Source organism: Rhizobium sp. SRDI969, assembly GCF_025152725.1.
Classification (GTDB): domain Bacteria; phylum Pseudomonadota; class Alphaproteobacteria; order Rhizobiales; family Rhizobiaceae; genus Rhizobium; species Rhizobium leguminosarum_I.
The window spans coordinates 407683-430375 of sequence record NZ_CP104035.1 but is presented as its reverse complement, the minus strand read 5'-3'; the positions used below and the strand labels follow the sequence as shown (position 1 = coordinate 430375).

The 22693-nt window shown below is 60.3% G+C and carries 16 protein-coding genes; 5 read left to right on the top strand and 11 right to left on the bottom strand.

Annotated elements, in window-relative coordinates:
- Positions 1-5 precede the first annotated feature (5 nt).
- From N2A41_RS02085 to N2A41_RS02075, 3 genes are all read left to right on the top strand, one after another.
- Positions 6-1058 (top strand): type III polyketide synthase, encoded by a 1053-nt coding sequence (locus N2A41_RS02085; RefSeq protein ID WP_260110121.1) that lies wholly within the window; start codon positions 6-8, stop codon positions 1056-1058.
- Positions 1055-1558 (top strand): isoprenylcysteine carboxyl methyltransferase family protein, encoded by a 504-nt coding sequence (locus tag N2A41_RS02080; RefSeq protein WP_260110120.1) that lies wholly within the window; start codon positions 1055-1057, stop codon positions 1556-1558. Before N2A41_RS02085 ends, N2A41_RS02080 begins: the two co-directional genes overlap by 4 nt.
- A gap of 76 nt (positions 1559-1634) precedes the next feature.
- Complete coding sequence (locus N2A41_RS02075; protein ID WP_260110119.1) at positions 1635-2882, top strand: NAD(P)/FAD-dependent oxidoreductase; 1248 nt, start codon at positions 1635-1637, stop codon at positions 2880-2882.
- Here N2A41_RS02075 and N2A41_RS02070 read toward each other — a convergent pair.
- The 8 genes from N2A41_RS02070 to N2A41_RS02035 form a co-directional block, all read right to left on the bottom strand.
- A complete protein-coding gene (locus tag N2A41_RS02070) occupies positions 2872-3411 on the bottom strand; it encodes a gluconokinase (RefSeq protein ID WP_260110118.1) in 540 nt (179 codons plus the stop codon). The two genes, N2A41_RS02075 and N2A41_RS02070, sit on opposite strands and share 11 nt — an antisense overlap.
- A gap of 26 nt (positions 3412-3437) precedes the next feature.
- Entirely contained in the window at positions 3438-4391 is a 954-nt protein-coding gene (locus N2A41_RS02065) for a peptide ABC transporter ATP-binding protein (protein WP_260110117.1), read from the bottom strand.
- A complete protein-coding gene (locus N2A41_RS02060) occupies positions 4388-5404 on the bottom strand; it encodes an ABC transporter ATP-binding protein (RefSeq protein WP_162119480.1) in 1017 nt (338 codons plus the stop codon). The genes N2A41_RS02065 and N2A41_RS02060 overlap by 4 nt, the downstream gene beginning before the upstream one ends.
- Complete coding sequence (locus N2A41_RS02055; protein ID WP_017967110.1) at positions 5404-6294, bottom strand: ABC transporter permease subunit; 891 nt, start codon at positions 6292-6294, stop codon at positions 5404-5406. The genes N2A41_RS02060 and N2A41_RS02055 overlap by 1 nt, the downstream gene beginning before the upstream one ends.
- A gap of 9 nt (positions 6295-6303) precedes the next feature.
- Positions 6304-7308, bottom strand: coding sequence for an ABC transporter permease subunit (locus tag N2A41_RS02050; protein WP_017967109.1), 1005 nt, complete (start codon positions 7306-7308; stop codon positions 6304-6306).
- 86 nt (positions 7309-7394) lie between these two features.
- Positions 7395-8990, bottom strand: coding sequence for an ABC transporter substrate-binding protein (locus N2A41_RS02045; protein WP_260110116.1), 1596 nt, complete (start codon positions 8988-8990; stop codon positions 7395-7397).
- 337 nt (positions 8991-9327) lie between these two features.
- Positions 9328-9810, bottom strand: a complete 483-nt coding sequence (gene rirA, locus N2A41_RS02040) for an iron-responsive transcriptional regulator RirA (RefSeq protein ID WP_260110115.1) — start codon at positions 9808-9810, stop codon at positions 9328-9330.
- A 342-nt stretch (positions 9811-10152) separates the two neighbouring features.
- Positions 10153-11649, bottom strand: coding sequence for a CoA-acylating methylmalonate-semialdehyde dehydrogenase (locus N2A41_RS02035; protein ID WP_260110114.1), 1497 nt, complete (start codon positions 11647-11649; stop codon positions 10153-10155).
- A gap of 179 nt (positions 11650-11828) precedes the next feature.
- Here N2A41_RS02035 and N2A41_RS02030 point away from each other — a divergent pair, with 179 nt between their 5' ends.
- Together N2A41_RS02030 and N2A41_RS02025 are read left to right on the top strand one after the other, a co-directional pair.
- Complete coding sequence (locus tag N2A41_RS02030; protein WP_260110113.1) at positions 11829-12143, top strand: putative quinol monooxygenase; 315 nt, start codon at positions 11829-11831, stop codon at positions 12141-12143.
- A complete protein-coding gene (locus N2A41_RS02025) occupies positions 12140-13021 on the top strand; it encodes a LysR family transcriptional regulator (protein WP_162119475.1) in 882 nt (293 codons plus the stop codon). Before N2A41_RS02030 ends, N2A41_RS02025 begins: the two co-directional genes overlap by 4 nt.
- Here N2A41_RS02025 and N2A41_RS02020 read toward each other — a convergent pair.
- The 3 genes from N2A41_RS02020 to N2A41_RS02010 form a co-directional block, all read right to left on the bottom strand.
- Complete coding sequence (locus tag N2A41_RS02020; RefSeq protein ID WP_017967102.1) at positions 13018-13185, bottom strand: hypothetical protein; 168 nt, start codon at positions 13183-13185, stop codon at positions 13018-13020. The two genes, N2A41_RS02025 and N2A41_RS02020, sit on opposite strands and share 4 nt — an antisense overlap.
- A gap of 42 nt (positions 13186-13227) precedes the next feature.
- The gene (locus tag N2A41_RS02015) at positions 13228-13665 is read right to left on the bottom strand and encodes a DUF4174 domain-containing protein (RefSeq protein WP_260110112.1); all 438 of its coding nucleotides are present in this window, start codon (positions 13663-13665) and stop codon (positions 13228-13230) included.
- Between the two features lie 233 nt (positions 13666-13898).
- Complete coding sequence (locus N2A41_RS02010; RefSeq protein WP_311202873.1) at positions 13899-22208, bottom strand: M10 family metallopeptidase C-terminal domain-containing protein; 8310 nt, start codon at positions 22206-22208, stop codon at positions 13899-13901.
- Positions 22209-22693: the final 485 nt, after the last annotated feature.

The following is a 22693-nucleotide window of genomic DNA, read 5'->3' as shown; positions in this document are numbered from 1 at the left end:
ACACCATGACTGATACCGTGAAACTCGTCAGCCTCGCCGTTGCGACACCCGAACATGTCATTTTCCAAAGACAGGCGGTCGAAGCCTCTGCCCGCCTGTTTGCCGACCGCTTCGAGGATTTCCGGCATCTTGCCCGCGTCTTCGACAGCGCCGGTATCGAAAAGCGTCATGCGGCGCGGCCGCTTGCCTGGTTCGACGAGCCGCATGGCTGGCAGGACCGGATGCAGGCCTTTGCAGAGGTGGCGGGCAGGCTTTTTGTTGAGGCTGCCAGCTCGGCCCTTCGCCAGGCAGGGCTTGAGGCCGGCGATGTCGACTGTGTCGTAACCGTCTCCTCCACCGGTTTTACGACTCCGAGCCTCGATGCGCAGCTAGCTGGCCGGATGGGTTTCAGGCCCGATATCGAACGCGTGCCTGTCTTCGGGCTCGGCTGTGCGGCTGGCGTGTCGGGTTTTGCAATCGCCTCACGGCTTGCGAAAGGCCGGCCGGGCACTGTTGTGCTTTTCATCTCGATCGAGCTTTGCACGCTCGCCTTCCGGCTGGACGAGCTGACGCGCCCGAACATCATCGCGACAGCGCTTTTCGGCGACGGCGCAGCCGCCTGCGTGCTGCGATCAGGCGAAGACGGGCTGGCGGAGGTGGAATCGACCGGCGAACATCTCTTTCCCGACACGCTCGATATCATGGGCTGGAAGATAGACGACGGCGGCTTCGGCATCGTACTGGCGCAATCGCTGCCGCCCTTTGCCGAAAAGGAGCTTGGCCCGGCGGTGGGTGCTATTCTGGCGCGCAACAGGTTGAAGCTGGAGGATATCGACCGCTTCATCTGCCATCCCGGCGGCACGAAGGTGCTGGCAGCGATGGAGAGCGCGCTTTCGCTGTCGCCGGGCACGCTCGAACACGAGCGCGCCGTGCTTGCCGAATATGGCAACATGTCCTCGCCGACCATCCTGTTCGTGCTGGAGCGGGCAATCCGCGCCGGGTTGCCGGCGCGCTCGGCGATGATCGCCATGGGGCCGGGCTTTTCGGCCAGCTGCGTGACGCTGCGGAGGGAAGCATGATGTGGCCGTCGATCGCGCTTCTGGCATTCGTGACGCTGCAGCGGCTGGCGGAACTCGCGCTCGCCCGGAGCAACACGGCCGCGCTTCTTGCCGGTGGCGCCAGAGAGGTGGCACCCGAGCATTATCCCGTCATGGTGGCGCTGCATGCAGGCTGGATCATCGGCCTTTGGCTCACTGCACCGGGCAGGCCGATCGCGCTCTTCTGGTTTCTCGTGTTTATGGGGCTGCAGGCGCTGCGGCTCTGGGTACTGGCGACGCTGAAAGGCCGCTGGACGACGCGTATCATCATCCTGCCCGGTGCGCCGCTCGTCAGCTCCGGGCCCTATCGTTTCCTCCGCCATCCGAACTATGCGATCGTCGTCGGCGAAATCGCCGTCCTTCCCCTCGCCTTCGGCCTGCCGCTTTACGCGATTGTCTTTTCCCTTTTCAACGCGCTTATCCTCCATGTCCGCGTGAAGGCTGAAAATGCCGCACTGAAAAGCGCAATGATTTTGAAATGAATGCGATTTTCCGTTTGCGTCGCCGTATCGGCGCGGGCATTTTCACCGCGTAAGACAAAGCGGAATGCAAGCGGAAATGACGAAAAACGCAATCGTGCTCGGCGCCGGTATCGTCGGGGTTTCCACGGCCATCCATCTTCAGCGGCGCGGCCGGCAGGTGACGCTGATCGACCGCAAGGATCCGGGCAACGAAACCTCGTTCGGCAATGCCGGCCTGATCCAGCGCGAAGGTGTCATGCCCTATGGCTTTCCCCAGCAGCTCGGGCTTTTGCTGCGTTATGCGCTGAATAACCGTATCGATGCACATTATCACCTGCGCACGCTACCGAGTCAGATCGCCTTTCTCGCCCGCTACTGGTGGAATTCCAATGCGCGCCGCCACGCCATCATCACCCGGGCCTATGCGCCGCTGATCGAAAATTCGGTTGTCGAACACAAGGATCTGATCGAAGCGTCGCAGGCCGAAGGGCTGATCCGCAAGGGCGGCTGGATAAAGATTTTCCGCACCGAAGCCAAGCGCGACGCGGCTTTCGCAGAGGCAGCACTTTGGCGGAATGAATTCGGCGTGGAGTATGACAGCCTGACCTCGGCCGACATCGCCCGCATGGAACCTGATATGACCGGCGATTTCGCCGGTGGTATTCGCTGGCGCGATCCCTGGTCGGTGCTCGATCCGCATGCGCTGACATCAGCCTATCGCCGCTATTTCGAAAGTATCGGCGGCCGGTTCGTCACGGGCGACGCCGCCTCGCTCGGTCCGTTCGGCTCCGGCTGGAAAATCATGACCGCGGAAGGTGCGCTCGAAGCCGACGATGCTGTGATGGCACTCGGCCCCTGGGCGGCCGTTGCGACGCGCCGGCTCGGCTATTCCTTCCCGCTCGGCGTCAAGCGTGGCTATCACATGCACTATGCCGCCGAGGGCAATGCCGTGCTCAACAACTGGACGCTCGATGCCGAACGCGGCTATCTCCTTGCGCCGATGAACCGCGGCATCCGCCTGACGACCGGGGCGGAGTTTGCAACGCTCGACGCGCCGAAGACGCCGGTCCAGCTTGACCGCGCCGAAGCCGTGGCGCGCACGATCTTCCCGCTCGGAGGCAGGCTCGATCCCGAACCCTGGATGGGCGCGCGCCCCTGCACGCCGGATATGATGCCGATCATCGGCAAGGCGCCGCGCCATCAGGGCCTGTGGTTTGCCTTCGGCCATGCCCATCACGGGCTGACGCTCGGTCCGGTGACCGGCCGCGTGCTTGCCGAACTTATCACCGGCGAGACGCCGTTCATCGATATCGCGGCCTATTCGCCGCAGCGTTTCAACCCGTAATGCCGAGTGTTGCGAGACCTTCGAGGGCCGTTGCTGCAATGCCGTCCACCGTGTCGTCGATATCGACCGTGACGACGCCCGACTCGCCTGTGGGCACCTCAAGCGTCGCCAGCTGGCTGTCGAGCAGCGAGACCGGCATGAAATGTCCCTTGCGCTCGCCCATCCTTTTCATCAGCAGCGCCCTGGAACCTTCGAGATAGACGAAGAACAGATTGCCGCCGGCAGCAACCCTGAGCCTGTCGCGATAGAGACGCTTCAGCGCCGAGCAGGAAACGATGATGCCCTCGCTCTTTTCCAGCGAGGCCTTCATCTCTTCGCCGATGCGGTCGAGCCAGGGCATCCGGTCGTCATCGGTCAGCGGAATGCCCTTCGACATCTTCTCGACATTGGCGGTCGGATGAAGCGCATCGCCCTCTATAAACTGCAGGTGCAGCGCTTCGGCGAGTTTTTCGCCGACGGAGGACTTGCCGCAGCCGCTGACGCCCATGACGACGATCGCATGGGGTCTGTTCATCTGCTCATCCGGCATGTTTGCTCCTCAGCTTATCTCCCCGCTCAGTCGAGCGGGAAATGACAGGCATATTGTTGTGCGCCTTCTCCACTTAATTCGGGAGAAACCTGGCGGCAATAGTCCTGCGCCTTCCAGCAGCGCGGATTGAAGTGGCAGCCCGTCGGCGGCTTCAGCGGCGAAGGCAGTTCACCCTGCAGGCGAATGCGGGTCTTCGCACGATCGGGATCAGCAATCGGCGTAGCCGACAGCAAGGCCGCCGTATAGGGATGGCGCGGCCGGGCGAAGACTTCGGCGGCGGGACCGGTTTCCACGGGACGGCCGAGATACATCACCATCACCTCGTCGGCGATATGATGGACGACGGAGAGGCCGTGCGAGATGAAGAGATAGGCAAGACCCATCTCCTTCTGCAGGTCCATGAGCAAGTTCAGCACCTGCGCCTGGATCGACAGGTCGAGCGCCGAAACCGGCTCGTCGAGCACCAGCACCTTCGGCCGCAGCATCAGGGCGCGGGCAATGGCGATGCGCTGGCGCTGGCCGCCGGAGAACATATGGGGATAGCGGCCATAATGCTCCGGACGCAGGCCGACGCGGGCCATCATCTCCTCCACCTTGCGGCGGCGGGCGGCGGCGTCGAGACTGGTGTTGATCTTCAGCGGCTCTTCGAGGATCGAGCCAACCTTCTGGCGCGGGTTGAGCGAGCCGTAGGGGTTCTGGAAGACGATCTGCACCTGGCTGCGCAGGCTGCGGTCGCCGACATGGGCAGGCTTGCCATCGATCAGCAATTGCCCCGAAGTCGGATTCTCGATCATCGTGACCAGGCGAGCGAGCGTCGACTTGCCGCAGCCGGATTCACCGACGACGGCGAGCGTCTTGCCGGAATGCAGGCTGAAGCTGACGCCGTTCAGCGCCTTGACGGTGGCATCAGCTTTGAAGAGGCCGCGGTCGACGGTGTAGAAGCGGGCGAGATCCCTGCCCTCGAGAACAGCGCTCGTCATACGAGGTCTCCTGCGGTTTCAACGGCCATGATGCCGGGATGCCCGAGCGGCTTGCCGTCCTTCAAGGGATAGTTGCAGAGCGCCAGTCCAAGCTCCGGTCCCTGGCGGACCACGCCACGGTCGCATTCGACGGTGGCAAAGCCGCAGCGCGGCGCAAAGAGACAGCCTGTCGGGCGACCATGCTGCCCGGGAACGACACCGGCGATCGAGGGAAGACGCTGGCCGACCTTGGCGCGCTCGGGCAGCGCTGCGAGCAGGGCTGCGGTATAGGGATGATGCGGGTCGCGGAACAGCGCCCTCACCGGCTGTTCCTCGACCTTCTGGCCGGCATATTGCACCTGCACCCGTTCGGCGGTTTCGGCAACGACACCCATGTCGTGCGTGATCAGCACCAGCGCCATGCCCTGCTCCTTCTGCAGGCGAACGAGCAGATCGAGGATCTGTGCCTGGATCGTCACGTCGAGCGCGGTCGTCGGCTCGTCGGCGATCAAGAGCTTCGGATTGCAGGCGAGCGCCATGGCGATCATGACGCGCTGGCTCATGCCGCCGGACATCTGATGCGGGAAGTTCGACAGGCGCTCTTCCGGCGCCGGAATGCCGACGAGGTTCAAGAGCTCGATCGAGCGTTGGCGGCGCTCCTTGCGGTTGAGGCCCATATGCACGCGCAGGGTCTCGCCGAGCTGGAAACCGACCGTGAAGCAAGGATTGAGGCTCGACATCGGCTCCTGGAAGATCATCGCCATATCCTTGCCGACGATCCTGCGGCGCTGGCGGGCGGAGATGTCGCGCAGGTCCTTGCCGTCGAACTGCATCCGGTCGGCGGTGATCTTCGCCGTCCAGGGCAGAAGCCCCATGAGGGCCAGCATGGCAACGGATTTACCCGAGCCGGATTCGCCGACGACCGACAGGATCTCGCCCTTGTCGCAGGCAAGCGATACGCCGTCGACGGCGCGGAAGAGACCGGAAGAGGTCTGGAATTCGACAGTCAGATTTTCAATCTCGAGGAGTGGCATCACGACCTCTTCAGTTTGGGATCGAGTGCGTCGCGCAGACCGTCGCCCATCAGATTGATGGCGAGAACGGTGATGAGGATGGCAAGACCAGGGAATGTCACCACCCACCAGGCGCGCGATATGAACTCACGGGATTCGGCCAGCATCGTCCCCCATTCGGGTGTCGGCGGCTGAGCGCCCATGCCGAGAAAGCCGAGGGCGGCAGCATCGAGAATCGCCGCCGAGAAGGCGAGCGTCGCCTGAACGATCAGCGGCCCAAGACAGTTCGGCAGGATCGTCTTGAACATCAACCGGAAGGTGCCGGCACCGGCAACACGCGAGGCGATCACATATTCCTTCTCGCGTTCTGAAATGACCGAGGCGCGCGTCAACCGGACGAAATGCGGCTGGTTGACCAGCGAAATCGCGATCATCGCATTGGTAAGCCCTGGCCCTAGCACGGCCACCAGCACCAGAGCGAGCAGCAGTGACGGGAAGGCCAGGATGATATCCATCAGGCGCATGATCGCCGTATCGACCTTGCCGCGGAAAAATCCGGCGACGAGGCCGATCAGCACGCCTGAAATGACCGAAAGCGTGACGACGACGACGCCGATGAACAGCGAAAACCGCGCGCCGTAGATCAGGCGCGAGAGGATATCGCGGCCGACGGCATCCGTTCCAAGCGGGAAGGAGGCGCTGCCGCCCTCCATCCAGAATGGCACGGCGAGCAGTACCGCACGGTTCTGCTCGTTCGGCTCATGCGGCGCAAAGAGCGGCGCGAAGACTGCGACGATCAGGATGATGATGAAAACCACCAGGCCGATGACGGCGCCCTTGTTGCGGGAGAAATAATGCCAGAAATCCGCAAGAGCGGATGGCTGGCCGGTTTTGACGGTGACCGTGCTCATGGACCGCTCCTAATGACGAATGCGCGGATTGATGAAGCCGTAGAGAACATCAACAATCAGATTGACCAGCATGATGACGCCGGCGATCAGCAGAAGACCGCCCTGGACCACGGCATAATCGCGCTTGAAGACCGAATCGACCATCCATTTGCCGATGCCCGGCCAGGAGAAGATCGTCTCGGTGAGGATGGCGCCGGCAAGAAGAACGCCGATCTGCAGACCGATCGTGGTGATGACAGGGATCATCGCATTGCGCAGCGCATGCACGCCGACAACGCGCAGCGGCTTCAGGCCCTTCGAGCGCGCGGTGCGGACATAGTCCTCGCCCAGAACCTCGAGCATTGCCGAACGCGTCTGGCGCGCGATGACGGCAAGCGGAATGGTCGCCAGCACGATGGTCGGCAGGATGAGATAGCTGACGGCGGAGGCGAAAGCCCCCTTTTGGCCTGACAGCAGGCTGTCGATCAGCATGAAACCGGTGACCGGCTTGAAGAAATACATCAGCGAGATTCGACCGGAAACCGGCGTCCAGCCGAGATAGCCGGAGAAGAAGATAATGAGCAGCAGACCCCACCAGAAGATCGGCATGGAATAACCGATGAGGGCAACACCCATTACGCTCTGATCGAACCACGTGCCACGCTTGACGGCCGCAAAGACGCCGGCGGGCACGCCAAGACAGACCGCAATGATGATGGCACAGAGCGAAAGCTCCAGCGTTGCCGGAAACAGGGTCAGGAATTCGCCGAGAACCGGCCGCTTAGTGACGATAGAGGTGCCGAGATCGCCGTGCAGCACTTTTACGAGGTAGTCGAAATACTGCACATACATGGGCCGGTCGAAGCCGAGATCGTGCATGATCTGGGCGTGACGCTCCGGCGCCATGACACGTTCACCCGACAGGAGCATGACGGGATCGCCGGGAAGCATGCGGATGAACGAGAAGGCAATGAGGGAAACGCCGAGAAATGTCGGGATCAGCACCGCGAAGCGGCTGATGAAAAAACGCAACATGGCAGGTATCCAATAGTTTCCGGCGGTCAGGAGACCCTGACCGCCGGCTGCGCCCAGCTCTGCCGGGCATTCTTACATTATTCTTGTTATTCGGATACGTCGACGCCGTCGAAGCGGTGAATGCCGAGCGGGTCCATCTGGAAGCCGGAGACCTTCTTGCTCATCGGAACGAAGACGAGCGAGTGGTCGAGGGTCGTCCAGGGAGCTTCCTTCTTGAAGATCAGCTGCGCCTGCTCATAGGCCTTCGTACGCTCGCCGACATCGGCCGTCAGCTTGGCCTTGGTCATCAGGTCGTCATATTCCTTGTTGCACCACTGAGCACGGTTGTTGCCGCCGACGGCATCGCAGCCGAGCAGCGTATCCATGAAGTTATCGGGATCACCGTTATCGCCCGTCCAGCCGAGGATGACGGCGCCGTCGCGCTTCACGTCGGAGGAGAGCTTCAGATATTCGGCCCATTCATGAGTGACGATCTCGACCTTGACACCGATCTTGGCGAAATCCGCCTGCATCAATTCGGCGGCGCGGCGCGCGTTCAGCATATAGGGGCGCGAAACCGGCATCGCCCAGATCTTCATGCTGAGATCCTTGACGCCGGCATCGGCGAGAGCCTTCTTGGCAGCATCGGGATCGTACTTGTCGTCCTGAACAGCGTCGTTATAGGACCACATCGTCGGCGGGATCGGGTTCTTGGCAACGGCGGCAGCACCCTGGAAGACGGCGTCGATGATCGCCTGCTTGTTGATCGCCATGTTGAGCGCACGGCGAACTTCCGGCTTGTCGAACGGAGCCATCTGCGTGTTGTAGGCGAGGAAGCCGACATTGAGACCGGCCTGCTCCAGCACGGTCAGATTGTTATCCTTCTTCAGCTCGGAGACGTCGGCTGCATTCGGATAGGGGATCAGATGGCATTCGCCGGCCTTCAGCTTCTGAGCACGGACAGCCGCATCAGAGGTGATGGCGAAAACCAGATCGTCGATCTTTTCCTTGCCCTTGAAATAGGTTTCGTTCGCTTTATAGCGGATGACGGCATCCGGCTGGTAGGCGACGAAGGTGAACGGGCCGGTGCCGAGCGGCTGCTGGTTCATCTGCGCCATCTTGCCGTCGGCGGCGAGCTTGTCGGCATATTCCTTGGAGACGATCGAGGCGAAGTCCATGGCGAGGTCGGCGAGGAACGGCGCTTCGGGATGGTTGAGCGTGAACTTGACGGTGAGGTCGTCGACCTTTGCGATCGACTTGATCAGTTCAGGGAAGCCCATGCCGGCGGCGTATTCGTAGGAACCGCCCTCGACATACTTGTTCCACGGATTGTCGGACTTCAGCTGGCGCTCGAAGGAGAACACGACGTCGTCGGCGTTGAAATCACGCGTCGGCGTGAAGAAGTCGGTGGTCTGGTACTTGACGCCGGGATGAAGCTTGAAGGTGTATTCCGTGCCGTCGGCCGAAACGCTCCAGCTGTCGGCCAGACCGGGCTCGATCTCGGTCCCGCCATGCTTGAATTCGACGAGGCGGCTATAGACCGTGCGCGACGACGCGTCGAAGGTTGTGCCTGCCGTATAGAGGCTCGGGTCGAAGCCTTCCGGCGAGCCCTCGGAGCAATAAACAAGGGTCTTGGACCAGGCCGACGTCGCCATGACGGAAATCAGGGCCGTCGCTGCCAGGAGGACAGAGATCTTTTTCATAATATTGTTTCCCGGTTGTTCTTCTTGATGTTTGGAGATCGTAGAATGCATCTCGATCGACGGTTGATGGAACGATATTTATCTACTGAAAGCAACGGGCTATGCAGAAAAATTTTCCAGCTGGACAATTTTAGAAATTTTCAGTCAAAAATCAGCCGCATTTGGAAATATTCGGACAAAAATGACCGAAATTTTGTCGCATTTGGTATAAAAGCGCGCCTATCGCGACATGCAACGGGCATTTTCCCAGCATTCGGAGGCCGATGAGACGTCCGCAAAAACAAAAAACCGCGGTTGCCAGGCAACCGCGGTTCAGAAGCAAATTCTGCTCTTTAAATCAGGCGGCGGGGGCAATGATCGCGGGCTTGCGATATGCCGGCTCGCCGGTAATGCCGAGAAGGAAATTGATCTGCGGACGCGCCTTAACGAGGTCGTCGATGGAATATTCCGACAGCACGGCGAAGAAGGCGTTGAGCGCCTTGCGCAGCGCCGAATTCAAACCGCAACTGTCGACCAGCGGGCATTCGACCTCACCGTCATCCTCGAAGCATTCGGCCATCGCGAAGCTGTCTTCCGTCACCCGAACGACGTCGAAAAGACTAATGTCGGCGGCCGGCTTGCCTAAGCGCACGCCGCCATTGCGACCGCGCACGGTTTCGACCAGACCCGCCTTGTTCAGCGGCTGGAGGATCTTGAAAAGAAAGAGCTCGGAAACGCCATAGGCCCTGGCGATTTCCGGAATCCGGCTCAAGTGCCCGTCATTGGCAGCACAATACATCAACATGCGAACCGCATAGTTCGTCTGCTTCGTCAACCGCATGCCATTCTCCTGACTCGTCTGTTCAGACCTATATAGGCGGTTTGCTAGTTTTGAACAATTCCAAAATATGAAATTCGCATTCAGCTTATGAGGCCATTTGCCGCGACGTCAATCCCGCTCCAATATCCCGACGTCATCGAGGATCGCCAGCCTGCGCTCGGGCGTGCCTTGCGCATCGGTTTGACCTCGGCACTGGGGAATGGAGATGGCGAACAGACTACGCCCTTGTCTCAGAATATCCTCGATGCCGGACCGATATCGCCGACAATCAGCATGACGAAGAAAAATTCGGGGGCCGAAAGGCCCCCGAATTGCAGATTGCAGATTGGAATGTGGTGACGATCACTTCATCGTCGGCATGACGAATTCCGCGCCGCTCTTGATGCCGGAAGGCCAGCGGGCGGTGACGGTCTTGGTCTTCGTCCAGAACTTGATTGAATCCGTGCCGTGCTGGTTGAGGTCGCCGAAGCTCGAGGCCTTCCAGCCGCCGAAGGAGTGATAGGCGAGCGGAACCGGGATCGGAACATTGATGCCGATCATGCCGATATTGATACGCGAGGCAAAGTCGCGGGCAGCATCGCCGTCGCGGGTGTAGATCGCAACGCCGTTGCCGTATTCGTGCTTCATCGGCAACGACAGCGCTTCCTCATAGTTGTTGGCGCGAACGACGGAGAGCACAGGTCCGAAGATCTCGGTCTTGTAGATATCCATCTCCGGCGTGACGTGATCGAACAGGCAGCCGCCGACGAAATAGCCGTCTTCATAGCCCTGGAGCTTGAAATCGCGGCCGTCGACCACGAGCTTGGCGCCTTCTTCGATGCCGCGATCGATCAACCCGCGAACACGGGTATAGGCTTCCTTAGTGACGAGCGGGCCCATGTCGGCCTTGTCGTCGGTATAGGGGCCAATGCGCAGGGATTCGATCTTCGGGGTCAGCTTCTCGACGAGGCGGTTGGCGGTCTCCTCGCCGACCGGAACGGCAACCGAGATCGCCATGCAGCGCTCGCCGGCCGAGCCGTAGCCTGCGCCCATCAAGGCGTTGACGGCCTGATCCAGGTCTGCATCCGGCATGATGATCATGTGGTTCTTGGCGCCGCCGAAGCACTGGGCGCGCTTGCCGTTCATCGCCGCGGTGCCATAGACGTAGCGGGCGATCGGCGTTGAGCCGACGAAGGAGACGGCGCCGATATCGGGATCGGTGAGGATCGCGTCGACCGCACCCTTGTCGCCATTGACGACGTTGAGGATGCCGGAGGGCAGGCCGGCCTCGATCATCAGTTCGGCGAGGCGGATCGGCAGGGAAGGATCACGCTCGGAGGGCTTCAGGATAAAGGCGTTGCCACAGGCGATCGCCGGCGCAAACATCCACATCGGGATCATGCCCGGGAAATTGAAGGGGGTAATGCCGGCGCCGATGCCGACCGGCTGGCGGATCGAATACATGTCGATCGCAGGCCCGGCGCCCTCGGTGAACTCGCCCTTGGCGAGATGGGGAATGCCGCAGACGAATTCGCAGACTTCGAGGCCGCGAATGACGTCGCCCTTGGCATCCTCGATGGTCTTGCCGTGCTCCTTGGAAAGGATTTCGGCAAGCTCGTCCATGTGCTTGTTCAGGAGTTCGACGAACTTGAAGAAGACGCGGGCACGGCGCTGCGGATTGGTGGCAGCCCATTTCGGCTGTGCAGCCTTGGCGTTTTCGACGGCAGCGCGCAGTTCCTCGACGCTTGCGAGTGCGACCGTCGCCTGTACTTCGCCTGTTGTCGGATTGTAGACGTTGCTTACGCGGCCGCTGGTGCCGGCAACCTGCTTGCCGCCGATGAAATGACCGATCTCACGCATGGGTGTTCCTCCTGTTTTTCGATGGCCGACAATCGCACTTCAATTTGCACAAATCAATGCGCTGATATAAGCAACCGTTGTGCGTAAATTATAGCCCCTATCATTGCATCGGGCGCTGCGGCTACTTCCAAACTTGGCACCGCGCGCCAACAAGTCAAATCCCAAGGGAGGTCAAACCGATGAGCCGGAAACCCATCGTCAGAATGGCGGAGTTGGAGATCGATCCGGACACGCTTGAAACCTATCGCGCATTGCTCACGGAAGAAATCGAAGCATCCCTAGCGCTGGAAGACGGCGTCCTTTCCCTGAGTGCTGTTTCCATCAGGGACAACCCGAACCAGATCCGTATTCTTGAAATCTACGCCGACCAGGAAGCATACGAGGCCCATCTGCGAACACCGCATTTCCTTAAGTACAAGAACCAGACGGCGCACATGGTGACATCGTTGACGCTGATCGAGGTCGATCCGATCGCGATGCGTGCCAAGCCATGAACTGGGACGATGTTCGTATTTTCCTCGCCGTCGCCCGCACCGGACAGATCCTTGCCGCCTCGAAGCGGCTGGGGCTCAATCACGCCACGCTCTCACGTCGACTGACGTCGCTGGAAGAGGCGCTGAAGACGCGGCTTTTCATCCGCCGGACGAATGGCTGCGAGCTGACGGCCGAAGGCGAAGTGTTCCTGGCATCCGCAGAACGGATGGAAACGGAAATGCTGGCCGTGCAGGCGAGCCTCGGCCACACCGATACGGCAATTGCCGGGACGGTGCGCGTCGGCGCGCCCGACGGCTTCGGTGTTTCCTTTCTTGCGCCGCGCATGGGCAGGTTGATCGAGCGCCATCCGGCGCTGAAGATCCAGCTCGTGCCGGTGCCGCGCTCTTTCTCGCTGTCGCAGCGCGAGGCGGATATCGCCATCACGCTGGAGCGGCCGGACCAGGGCCGGCTCGTTTCCTCGAAGCTGACGGATTACACGCTCGGCCTTTATGCCTCACGCGACTACCTCACCTCTCAGGGCGCGCCAGGGGATATCGACGCACTGAAGGTGCATCCGCGCATCGGTTACGTCGAAGACCTGATCTTCACCGCCTCGCTGAATTTCTCCGGCGAGGTGATGCGGAGCTGGGATGCAAGCTTCGAAATTTCGACGGCGATCGGCCAGACGGAGGCGGTACGATCAGGCGCCGGAATCGGCATCCTGCACGATTATATCGCTCGGCAGTATCCGGAACTCCAGCGCATCCTGCCTGATATTTCGATCCGCCGCGCCTACTGGACGACCTATCACGAAACGGCGCGCGACCTCATGCGCGTCAGGAGCGTCGCCGATTTCCTCCAGGAACTCGTCAGCGCCGAACGGCACATCTTTCTTTAAGGTTCGAAAGTCTGTTTTGCCGGCTCGTCGTTCTCATCGGGATTGGGAACCGGCGCCTCGTCGGGCATCCGGTCCGGCTCCGGCTCCTTGATTGGAGGCACTGGCTTCCAACCGGGCGCCGGCATCGGCGGCTGATCGGGAATGGGTTCGTTGGGCACGGACATGACCGCCTCCCTTTCATGATTTCAGTTTACGCGACGTTCGGGCTATTTGTCTGGCTTCAGCGATTCGGCAGCACGCATCGGCATGCTATCGATGATAGCGAAGAGCTCGCCATTGGTAATTGGCTCGCTGGCCTTGAGCTTCACGGTGCCGTCCTTGCCGAGAAGGAAAGCGGCAAATTCGCCCACCTCCGGCGCCTCGAGATCGCGGCGCATCGCTTCGCCGTCGAGGCTGTCAGCCGCACCAAAGAGCGATCGAACGCCGGCACCGGAAACCTTGAGCACCACCAGGTCACGCTCATCGAGGGCTGAGCGATCGGCTAGCAGGTGATTTTCCTGCCGGGCGGCGCGGGAATTATCCCTGTCGGCGAAAACAACGAAGACGCGGTTCTTCCACTGAAACTGCGCGAGACTTTCGACCGGCGCATAAGCGCTGTTGGTCTCGTCGATCTTCGTCGCACCGTAGAGAAGGGTTTTCGACATGCATATTCTCCCGTTAACATGGAGAACGGTCCGAGAAGGCACGGGTTCCATCTAATCGACAGGATCCCGGTTTTCGTTCCTGTACTCGAGAGCGCTGCACGTGCGCTCCCGGATGTCACTTTGCAAACCTTATGCAGGCCGGCCGCGGCGCTGCCGTCTCAGCGGAATTGATTAACGCAGTTACCGGTTAGCCTCTTCCCGCCAAACAAGGTGCCGCGAGGTCCGAGAAAAGATCACGCAAACAAGAAGTCCCACGACTGAAGGCTTGAAACAGCAACATTCGTTAACGTTATGGTGTTGTCGGAATCGGCTGTGATAATTGTATCATTCCCGAACTGCTCGATTGCCGCAAAAAGTGATTCCCAGTCGGCGAAAATGCTGTCATCGATCGAGATCACGTCATGTGCGGAGCCGGTTGCCACGAAGTTTGTGATCGTATCATGGCCCCAGTTCGCCGAATAAACGAAGATGTCGGTTGCTGCTCCACCAGTGAGGATATCGTCGCCGGCGCCACCCGTCAGGGTATTAGAACCACTGCCGCCAATGATAACGTTGTTTAGCGCATTCCCTGTTCCGGCAAACGCCCCAGTTCCGATAAAGGTGAGGTTCTCGACATTGGTCCCCAGTGTGTAGGCCGACAGGTTCGTGCGAACCGCGTCGGTCCCTGCGTCGGCGGCTTCGGTGACGAGGTCGCCGGCATTGTCGACGATGTAGGTGTCGTGGCCAGCCCCGCCGATCAAGGTGTCCGCACCTGCCGCGCCATTCAGCATATCGTTGCCGGCGCCGCCGGTGATTGTGTTGGCGAGCGCATTGCCGGCGCCGGTGAAGTTGGCGGATCCCGTATAGGTCAGGTTCTCGACATTGTTGCCGAGCGTATAGCCGACAAGCGCCGTCCGGACCGTGTCCGTCCCCTCGTTCGCGTTCTCGATCACCAGATCGGTCGCAATGTCGACGACGTAGACGTCGTCGCCAATCCCGCCCAACATCGTGTCGGCACCAGCCCCGCCGATCAAAGTGTCGTTGCCGCCTGCCCCCATCAGCTTGTCGGCAGCAACACCACCGATGATAATGTTGTCGAGCAGATTGCCCGCCCCGGTAAAGGCTGCCGTTCCGATGTAGGTGAGGTTCTCGACATTGGCCGCCAATGTGTGGGCGGCAAGGGTCGTTCGAACCGTGTCGATCCCCTCATTGATCGCCTCGGTGACCAGGTCGCCGGCATTGTCGACGATATAGATGTCGCCACCCGCCCCGCCGATCAAACGGTCTGCCCCGGCCCCACCATTCAGCGTATCGTTGCCGACACCGCCGGAAAGCGTATCGATTGCAGCGCCACCCGTGATCGTATTGTCGAGACTATTGCCTGTTCCGACGAAGGCTACCGTGCCGATATAGGTGAGGTTCTCGACATCACTGCCAAGCGTATAGCTTGTCAGAGTCGTGCGAACCGTATCGATCCCCTCGTCGGCGGCTTCGGTGACGAGGTCGCCGGCATTGTCGACGATATAGGTGTCGCTGCCCTCACCGCCAATCAAGGTGTCGGCGCCAGTTCCACCATTCAGCGTATCGTTGCCGATACCGCCAGTGATCGTGTTATCAAGCGCATTGCCGGTGCCGGTGAAGCTGGCGGACCCGGTGTAGGTGAGGTTCTCGACATTGACCAAGGCGGCGATCGAGTAGGCTGCAAGCGCCGTGCGGATTTCGTCGGTGCCGGCGCTGTCCTTGATCACGTCGCTCGCACTGTCGACCACATAGATGTCGTTGCCAGCACCGCCGTCAAGCGTGTCATTGCCGGCGCCGCCGTCCAGCGTGTCGTTGCCGGCGCCGCCGGTGATTTCGTTGGCAAGCGTATTGCCGGTACCGGTGAAGCTGGCGGATCCCATATAGAGCAGGTTCTCGACATTGCTGGCGAGCGTATAGAGTGAAAGCGCCGTCTTGATCAGATCGGTTCCTGCATTCAGCCCTTCGGTGACCACGTCGCCAACATCATCGACAATATAGGTGTCGTTGCCGGCTGCGCCGATCAGTATGTCTGCTCCGGCGTTTCCGTCCAGGATATCGGCACCTGCCGCGCCCCGGATCGTGTTGGCAAGGTCATTGCCTGTGCCGGTAAAGGCTACCGTGCCGGTATAGGTGAGGTTCTCGAAATCGCTGCCAAGCGTATAGTTCGCCAATGTCGTGCGAACCGTGTCGCTTCCCTCGTCGGCGGCTTCGGTGACGATGTCGCCGGCATTGTCGACGATGTAGGTGTCGTCGCCCTCTCCGCCGATCAAGCTGTCCGCACCGACCCCGCCATCAAGCGTGTCGTTGCCGGCGCCGCCGGAAAGCGTGTCGGTGGCAGCGCCACCCGTGATCGTGTTGTCGAGATTGTTGCCGGTACCAGCGAAAGTTCCTATCCCGGCAAAGCTCAGGTTCTCGACATTGGCGGCAAGCGTATAGCTCGCCAGGTTCGTGCGAACCGTGTCGATCCCCTCATTGGCCGCTTCGGTGACGATGTCGCCGGCATTGTCGACGATGTAGGTGTCGTTGCCGGCACCGCCGATCAAAGTGTCCGCACCTGCCGCGCCATTCAGCGTGTCGTTGCCGGCGCCGCCGGTGATCGTGTTGGCGAGCGCATTGCCGGCGCCGGTGAAGTTGGCGGATCCCGTATAGGTCAGGTTCTCGACATTGTTGCCGAGCGTATAGCCGACAAGCGCCGTCCGGACCGTGTCCGTCCCCTCGTTCGCGTTCTCGATCACCAGATCGGTCGCAATGTCGACGACGTAGACGTCGTCGCCAATCCCGCCCAACATCGTGTCGGCACCAGCCCCGCCGATCAAAGTGTCGTTGCCGCCTGCCCCCATCAGCTTGTCGGCAGCAACACCACCGATGATAATGTTGTCGAGCAGATTGCCCGCCCCGGTAAAGGCTGCCGTTCCGATGTAGGTGAGGTTCTCGACATTGGCCGCCAATGTGTGGGCGGCAAGGGTCGTTCGAACCGTGTCGATCCCCTCATTGATCGCCTCGGTGACCAGGTCGCCGGCATTGTCGACGATATAGATGTCGCCACCCGCCCCGCCGATCAAACGGTCTGCCCCGGCCCCACCATTCAGCGTATCGTTGCCGACACCGCCGGAAAGCGTATCGATTGCAGCGCCACCCGTGATCGTATTGTCGAGACTATTGCCTGTTCCGACGAAGGCTACCGTGCCGATATAGGTGAGGTTCTCGACATCACTGCCAAGCGTATAGCTTGTCAGAGTCGTGCGAACCGTATCGATCCCCTCGTCGGCGGCTTCGGTGACGAGGTCGCCGGCATTGTCGACGATATAGGTGTCGCTGCCCTCACCGCCAATCAAGGTGTCGGCGCCAGTTCCACCATTCAGCGTATCGTTGCCGATACCGCCAGTGATCGTGTTATCAAGCGCATTGCCGGTGCCGGTGAAGCTGGCGGACCCGGTGTAGGTGAGGTTCTCGACATTGACCAAGGCGGCGATCGAGTAGGCTGCAAGCGCCGTGCGGATTTCGTCGGTGCCGGCGCTGTCCTTGATCACGTCGCTCGCACTGTCGACCACATAGATGTCGTTGCCAGCACCGCCGTCAAGCGTGTCATTGCCGGCGCCGCCGTCCAGCGTGTCGTTGCCGGCGCCGCCGGTGATTGCGTTGGCAAGCGTATTGCCGGTACCGGTGAAGCTGGCGGATCCCATATAGAGCAGGTTCTCGACATTGCTGGCGAGCGTATAGAGTGAAAGCGCCGTCTTGATCAGATCGGTTCCTGCATTCAGCCCTTCGGTGACCACGTCGCCAACATCATCGACAATATAGGTGTCGTTGCCGGCTGCGCCGATCAGTATGTCTGCTCCGGCGTTTCCGTCCAGGATATCGGCACCTGCCGCGCCCCGGATCGTGTTGGCAAGGTCATTGCCTGTGCCGGTAAAGGCTACCGTGCCGGTATAGGTGAGGTTCTCGAAATCGCTGCCAAGCGTATAGTTCGCCAATGTCGTGCGAACCGTGTCGCTTCCCTCGTCGGCGGCTTCGGTGACGATGTCGCCGGCATTGTCGACGATGTAGGTGTCGTCGCCCTCTCCGCCGATCAAGCTGTCCGCACCGACCCCGCCATCAAGCGTGTCGTTGCCGGCGCCGCCGGAAAGCGTGTCGGTGGCAGCGCCACCCGTGATCGTGTTGTCGAGATTGTTGCCGGTACCAGCGAAAGTTCCTATCCCGGCAAAGCTCAGGTTCTCGACATTGGCGGCAAGCGTATAGCTCGCCAGGTTCGTGCGAACCGTGTCGATCCCCTCATTGGCCGCTTCGGTGACGATGTCGCCGGCATTGTCGACGATGTAGGTGTCGTTGCCGGCACCGCCGATCAAAGTGTCCGCACCTGCCGCGCCATTCAGCGTGTCGTTGCCGGCGCCGCCGGTGATCGTGTTGGCGAGCGCATTGCCGGCGCCGGTGAAGTTGGCGGATCCCGTATAGGTCAGGTTCTCGACATTGTTGCCGAGCGTATAGCCGACAAGCGCCGTCCGGACCGTGTCCGTCCCCTCGTTCGCGTTCTCGATCACCAGATCGGTCGCAATGTCGACGACGTAGACGTCGTCGCCAATCCCGCCCAACATCGTGTCGGCACCAGCCCCGCCGATCAAAGTGTCGTTGCCGCCTGCCCCCATCAGCTTGTCGGCAGCAACACCACCGATGATAATGTTGTCGAGCAGATTGCCCGCCCCGGTAAAGGCTGCCGTTCCGATGTAGGTGAGGTTCTCGACATTGGCCGCCAATGTGTGGGCGGCAAGGGTCGTTCGAACCGTGTCGATCCCCTCATTGATCGCCTCGGTGACCAGGTCGCCGGCATTGTCGACGATATAGATGTCGCCACCCGCCCCGCCGATCAAACGGTCTGCCCCGGCCCCACCATTCAGCGTATCGTTGCCGACACCGCCGGAAAGCGTATCGATTGCAGCGCCACCCGTGATCGTATTGTCGAGACTATTGCCTGTTCCGACGAAGGCTACCGTGCCGATATAGGTGAGGTTCTCGACATCACTGCCAAGCGTATAGCTTGTCAGAGTCGTGCGAACCGTATCGATCCCCTCGTCGGCGGCTTCGGTGACGAGGTCGCCGGCATTGTCGACGATATAGGTGTCGCTGCCCTCACCGCCAATCAAGGTGTCGGCGCCAGTTCCACCATTCAGCGTATCGTTGCCGATACCGCCAGTGATCGTGTTATCAAGCGCATTGCCGGTGCCGGTGAAGCTGGCGGACCCGGTGTAGGTGAGGTTCTCGACATTGACCAAGGCGGCGATCGAGTAGGCTGCAAGCGCCGTGCGGATTTCGTCGGTGCCGGCGCTGTCCTTGATCACGTCGCTCGCACTGTCGACCACATAGATGTCGTTGCCAGCACCGCCGTCAAGCGTGTCATTGCCGGCGCCGCCGTCCAGCGTGTCGTTGCCGGCGCCGCCGGTGATTGCGTTGGCAAGCGTATTGCCGGTACCGGTGAAGCTGGCGGATCCCGTATAGAGCAGGTTCTCGACATTGCTGGCGAGCGTATAGAGTGAAAGCGCCGTCTTGATCAGATCGGTTCCTGCATTCAGCCCTTCGGTGACCACGTCGCCAACATCATCGACAATATAGGTGTCGTTGCCGGCTGCGCCGATCAGTATGTCTGCTCCGGCGTTTCCGTCCAGGATATCGGCACCTGCCGCGCCCCGGATCGTGTTGGCAAGGCCATTGCCGGTGCCGGTAAAGGCTACCGTGCCGGTATAGGTGAGGTTCTCGAAATCGCTGCCAAGCGTATAGCTCGCCAATGTCGTGCGAACCGTGTCGCTTCCCTCGTCGGCGGCTTCGGTGACGATGTCGCCGGCATTGTCGACGATGTAGGTGTCGTCGCCCTCTCCGCCGATCAAGCTGTCCGCACCGACCCCGCCATCAAGCGTGTCGTTGCCGGCGCCGCCGGTGATCGTGTTATCAAGCGCATTGCCGGTGCCGGTGAAGTTGGCGGACCCGGTGTAGGTCAGGTTCTCGACATTGACCAAGGCGGCGATCGAGTAGGCTGCAAGCGCCGTGCGGATTTCGTCGGTGCCGGCACTGACCGCCTCCTTGATCACGTCGCCCGCACTGTCGACCACATAGATGTCGTTGCCGGTACCGCCGTCAAGCGTGTCATTACCGGCGCCGCCGTCCAGCGTGTCGTTGCCGGCGCCGCCGGTGATCGTATTGACGAGCGCATTGCCGGTACCGGTGAAGCTGGCGGATCCCGTATAGAGCAGGTTCTCGACATTGTTGCCGAGCGTATAGAGTGAAAGCGCCGTCTTGATCAGATCGGCTCCTTCATTCGGCCTTTCAGTGACGACGTCGGCAAGGTTATCGACAACATAAGTGTCATCGCCCGCTCCGCCGATCAGTATGTCTGCTCCAGCCTTTCCGTCCAGCGTGTCGGCACCTGCCGCACCCCGGATCGTGTTGGCAAGGTCATTGCCTGTCCCGGCAAAGGCTGCCGTGCCGCTATAGGTGAGATTGTCGACATTGGCGGCAAGAGTATAGCTTGCCAGCGCCGTTTGCACCGTATCGATGCCCTCATCAGCGTTTTCGGTGACGACGTCGGACGTGTTATCAACGATGTAAGTGTCGTTGCCCGTCCCGCCGATCAGCGTGTCGGCGCCAGCCCCGCCATTCAGGGTATCATCACCGGCACCGCCCGACAAAATATCGATGGCCGCGCCGCCGGTGATCGTGTTGTTGAGGGTATTGCCAGTGCCGGCAAATGCAGTCCCGCTAACGGTAGTGAGGTTCTCGACGTTGGCGCTCAGTGTGTAGCTCGCCGCATACGTCTGAACCGTGTCGATGCCCTCGTCGGCGTTTTCAATGATAGTGTCGCCGGCATCGTACACGACATAAATATCGTTGCCGGTCCCACCGGCAAGCGAGTCATTTCCCCACTTACCATTCAGAGTATCGTTGCCTGCCCCACCGGAGAGCGTATCGTCGCCTAACCCACCAGTGATTATGTTGTCGAGGCTATTACCGGTACCGGTAAAATTGCCGTTACCTACGAAGGATAGATTCTCGACATTGGCGATGTCCGCAAGCGAATAGGCAGCAAGATCGGTCCGGATCTTGTCAGTGCCGCCGTCGGCCGCCTCGACCACGACGTCGCCGAGACTATCGACCTCATAGGTATCGTCGCCCGCACCACCGATCAGCGTGTCGTCGCCGGCCTCCCCATCAAGCCAATCAGATCCCGTCCCGCCGGTGATCACATTGGCCGCCGCATTGCCTTCACCGATGAACGTGGTGGTGCCGGTGTAGGTCAGGTTTTCGACGTTAGCGCTGAGTGTATAAGAAAGCGTCGTCCGGACCGTATCCGTCCCCTCATTGGCATTCTCAATCACGGTGTCGCTGGCATTGTCGACGATGTAGATGTCGTCGCCCACCCCGCCCGACAGCTTGTCGATTCCGGTCCCGCCGTCGAGCGTATCATTACCGGAATCGCCGGTCAGGGAATCATTTCCGGCGTTGCCCCAGAGCGTATTGTCCGCTTCGTTCCCCGTAACCGTATCGTTGCCGGAGCCGGCCTTAACGTTCTCGATCAACGATGCAACATTGTCCTGATAAAGCAGGGCGTTGAAAATGTTGCCGCGGGCATAACCATTATTCGGACCTCCTCCCAGGTCGGCCAACTGGCCCTGGGAAAAGACCGAGTAGCCCCCTGCTCGCAGGTCGATCTTGAGGGCGGTGGTATAAGCGCTCAAATCATAGGTATCGATACCGCCGCCGTCCCAGATTGTCGCGAAGATGCGGTTGGCGGCGGGTGTGATGGCCGCAACGCCGTTGACATAGGTGATGCCCTGGTTCGGATTCCACTTGTAGACGGTATTGTCACTGTTCGTCGTATAGTCCGCACCATACATTTCCTGCAGGGCGGCGATGTCGAGCATCATGAAGGTTTGCGGCGCGCCGTCATGCTCATACGTGTACCCATTCCCATTGTCTCCGACATATGTGCGGTAGGTCATGATCGTATATTCGAGCGAGTCGTAGGCGCTCGGAACGACTGTCGGATTGAGATTATACCCTTCCTGAGCATGTTTCAGTCCGAGAGCGTGACCCAGTTCGTGTGCCAAGGAATGGCCCGCGTAGTTGCCGAACCTCGGCAAGCGATAATCATCTTCGGTGCCAGCATATTCCGTGCCGAACCAAACATCGCCGCCGCTGCCGCCGATATTTGGGGTATAGGCCCATGCCGTCGGAGGTAGCCACGATTGAGCGAACCGCACCGTTGCGGTGCCAGCGCTTCCGGCCTCAAAGTTGGCGTTCGTAAACCCCTCGACGGAGAAGCCGTCATTTGCCGCACTCCCGTAGGACTGCTCCATAAAGTACAAAGCATAAGACTGCTGCTGCGTCGAAATTGAAGAGAAAGAATAGTCTTTCTCGCCGCTATAGGCATAAGATGACGAGGTGGTAGGAAACGCATAGGTTATCGTTCCGTCCCAGGCAGTGCCACTGAAGAGCCCGTCAACTTTCTCATCCCCAGTCGAGCTGACGTCCTTTGTCGAAGTAATAAGATTCGTCATAAAATATCCGTTTGCCTATTCCGTTCGGCCGTGCCTAATGCCAGTTTCCCTCTGCCCCAAACCAGAGGAAATTTCAACCAAAAGCTTTATTTCGCTTCAGGAAAGTTTTTGATCTTAGTAACCAACGCTTATGAAGCCCTTCGTCCGCAAACTCGATCAAAGGCTAGAAGCTATTCCAGGGATCCTGTGCTCAGCCTGTCCGAACCTCCGCAATTGCTGGCATGACGGCACTTAAATTGGCGTTACAGCCATCTGCTGAAATTTAATAAGTTTCCACGCTCGGTGAGATCGGGAAAGCAAGGTCCGGATGTTTTGGCGCCCGCCGAGCGATGTCTCCGCCTGGGCGGATCGTTCCGTATCGAGTGGCGAGTTGTCGCATTGCGGACCTTGCTGCTGCTGCGTGCCGCACACGCAGCTCACACAGCAGTATGGCGCATACGGACAAATGTTCGACTTTCTGTGGCAAAAAAATGTAGGTGCTCTTC

Bases quoted from the DNA above. Each gene is read 5' to 3' on its own strand.
- N2A41_RS02075 (WP_260110119.1), top strand. From the start codon at position 1,635: ATGACGAAAAACGCAATCGTGCTCGGCGCCGGTATCGTCGGGGTTTCC.
- N2A41_RS02020 (WP_017967102.1), bottom strand. From the start codon at position 13,185: ATGTCCGTGCCCAACGAACCCATTCCCGATCAGCCGCCGATGCCGGCG.
- N2A41_RS02010 (WP_311202873.1), bottom strand. From the start codon at position 22,208: ATGACGAATCTTATTACTTCGACAAAGGACGTCAGCTCGACTGGGGAT.
- N2A41_RS02070 (WP_260110118.1), bottom strand. From the start codon at position 3,411: ATGCCGGATGAGCAGATGAACAGACCCCATGCGATCGTCGTCATGGGC.
- N2A41_RS02025 (WP_162119475.1), top strand. From the start codon at position 12,140: ATGAACTGGGACGATGTTCGTATTTTCCTCGCCGTCGCCCGCACCGGA.
- N2A41_RS02050 (WP_017967109.1), bottom strand. From the start codon at position 7,308: ATGTTGCGTTTTTTCATCAGCCGCTTCGCGGTGCTGATCCCGACATTT.
- N2A41_RS02015 (WP_260110112.1), bottom strand. From the start codon at position 13,665: ATGTCGAAAACCCTTCTCTACGGTGCGACGAAGATCGACGAGACCAAC.
- N2A41_RS02035 (WP_260110114.1), bottom strand. From the start codon at position 11,649: ATGCGTGAGATCGGTCATTTCATCGGCGGCAAGCAGGTTGCCGGCACC.
- N2A41_RS02030 (WP_260110113.1), top strand. From the start codon at position 11,829: ATGAGCCGGAAACCCATCGTCAGAATGGCGGAGTTGGAGATCGATCCG.
- N2A41_RS02060 (WP_162119480.1), bottom strand. From the start codon at position 5,404: ATGCCACTCCTCGAGATTGAAAATCTGACTGTCGAATTCCAGACCTCT.
- N2A41_RS02065 (WP_260110117.1), bottom strand. From the start codon at position 4,391: ATGACGAGCGCTGTTCTCGAGGGCAGGGATCTCGCCCGCTTCTACACC.
- N2A41_RS02055 (WP_017967110.1), bottom strand. From the start codon at position 6,294: ATGAGCACGGTCACCGTCAAAACCGGCCAGCCATCCGCTCTTGCGGAT.
- N2A41_RS02085 (WP_260110121.1), top strand. From the start codon at position 6: ATGACTGATACCGTGAAACTCGTCAGCCTCGCCGTTGCGACACCCGAA.
- rirA (WP_260110115.1), bottom strand. From the start codon at position 9,810: ATGCGGTTGACGAAGCAGACGAACTATGCGGTTCGCATGTTGATGTAT.
- N2A41_RS02045 (WP_260110116.1), bottom strand. From the start codon at position 8,990: ATGAAAAAGATCTCTGTCCTCCTGGCAGCGACGGCCCTGATTTCCGTC.
- N2A41_RS02080 (WP_260110120.1), top strand. From the start codon at position 1,055: ATGATGTGGCCGTCGATCGCGCTTCTGGCATTCGTGACGCTGCAGCGG.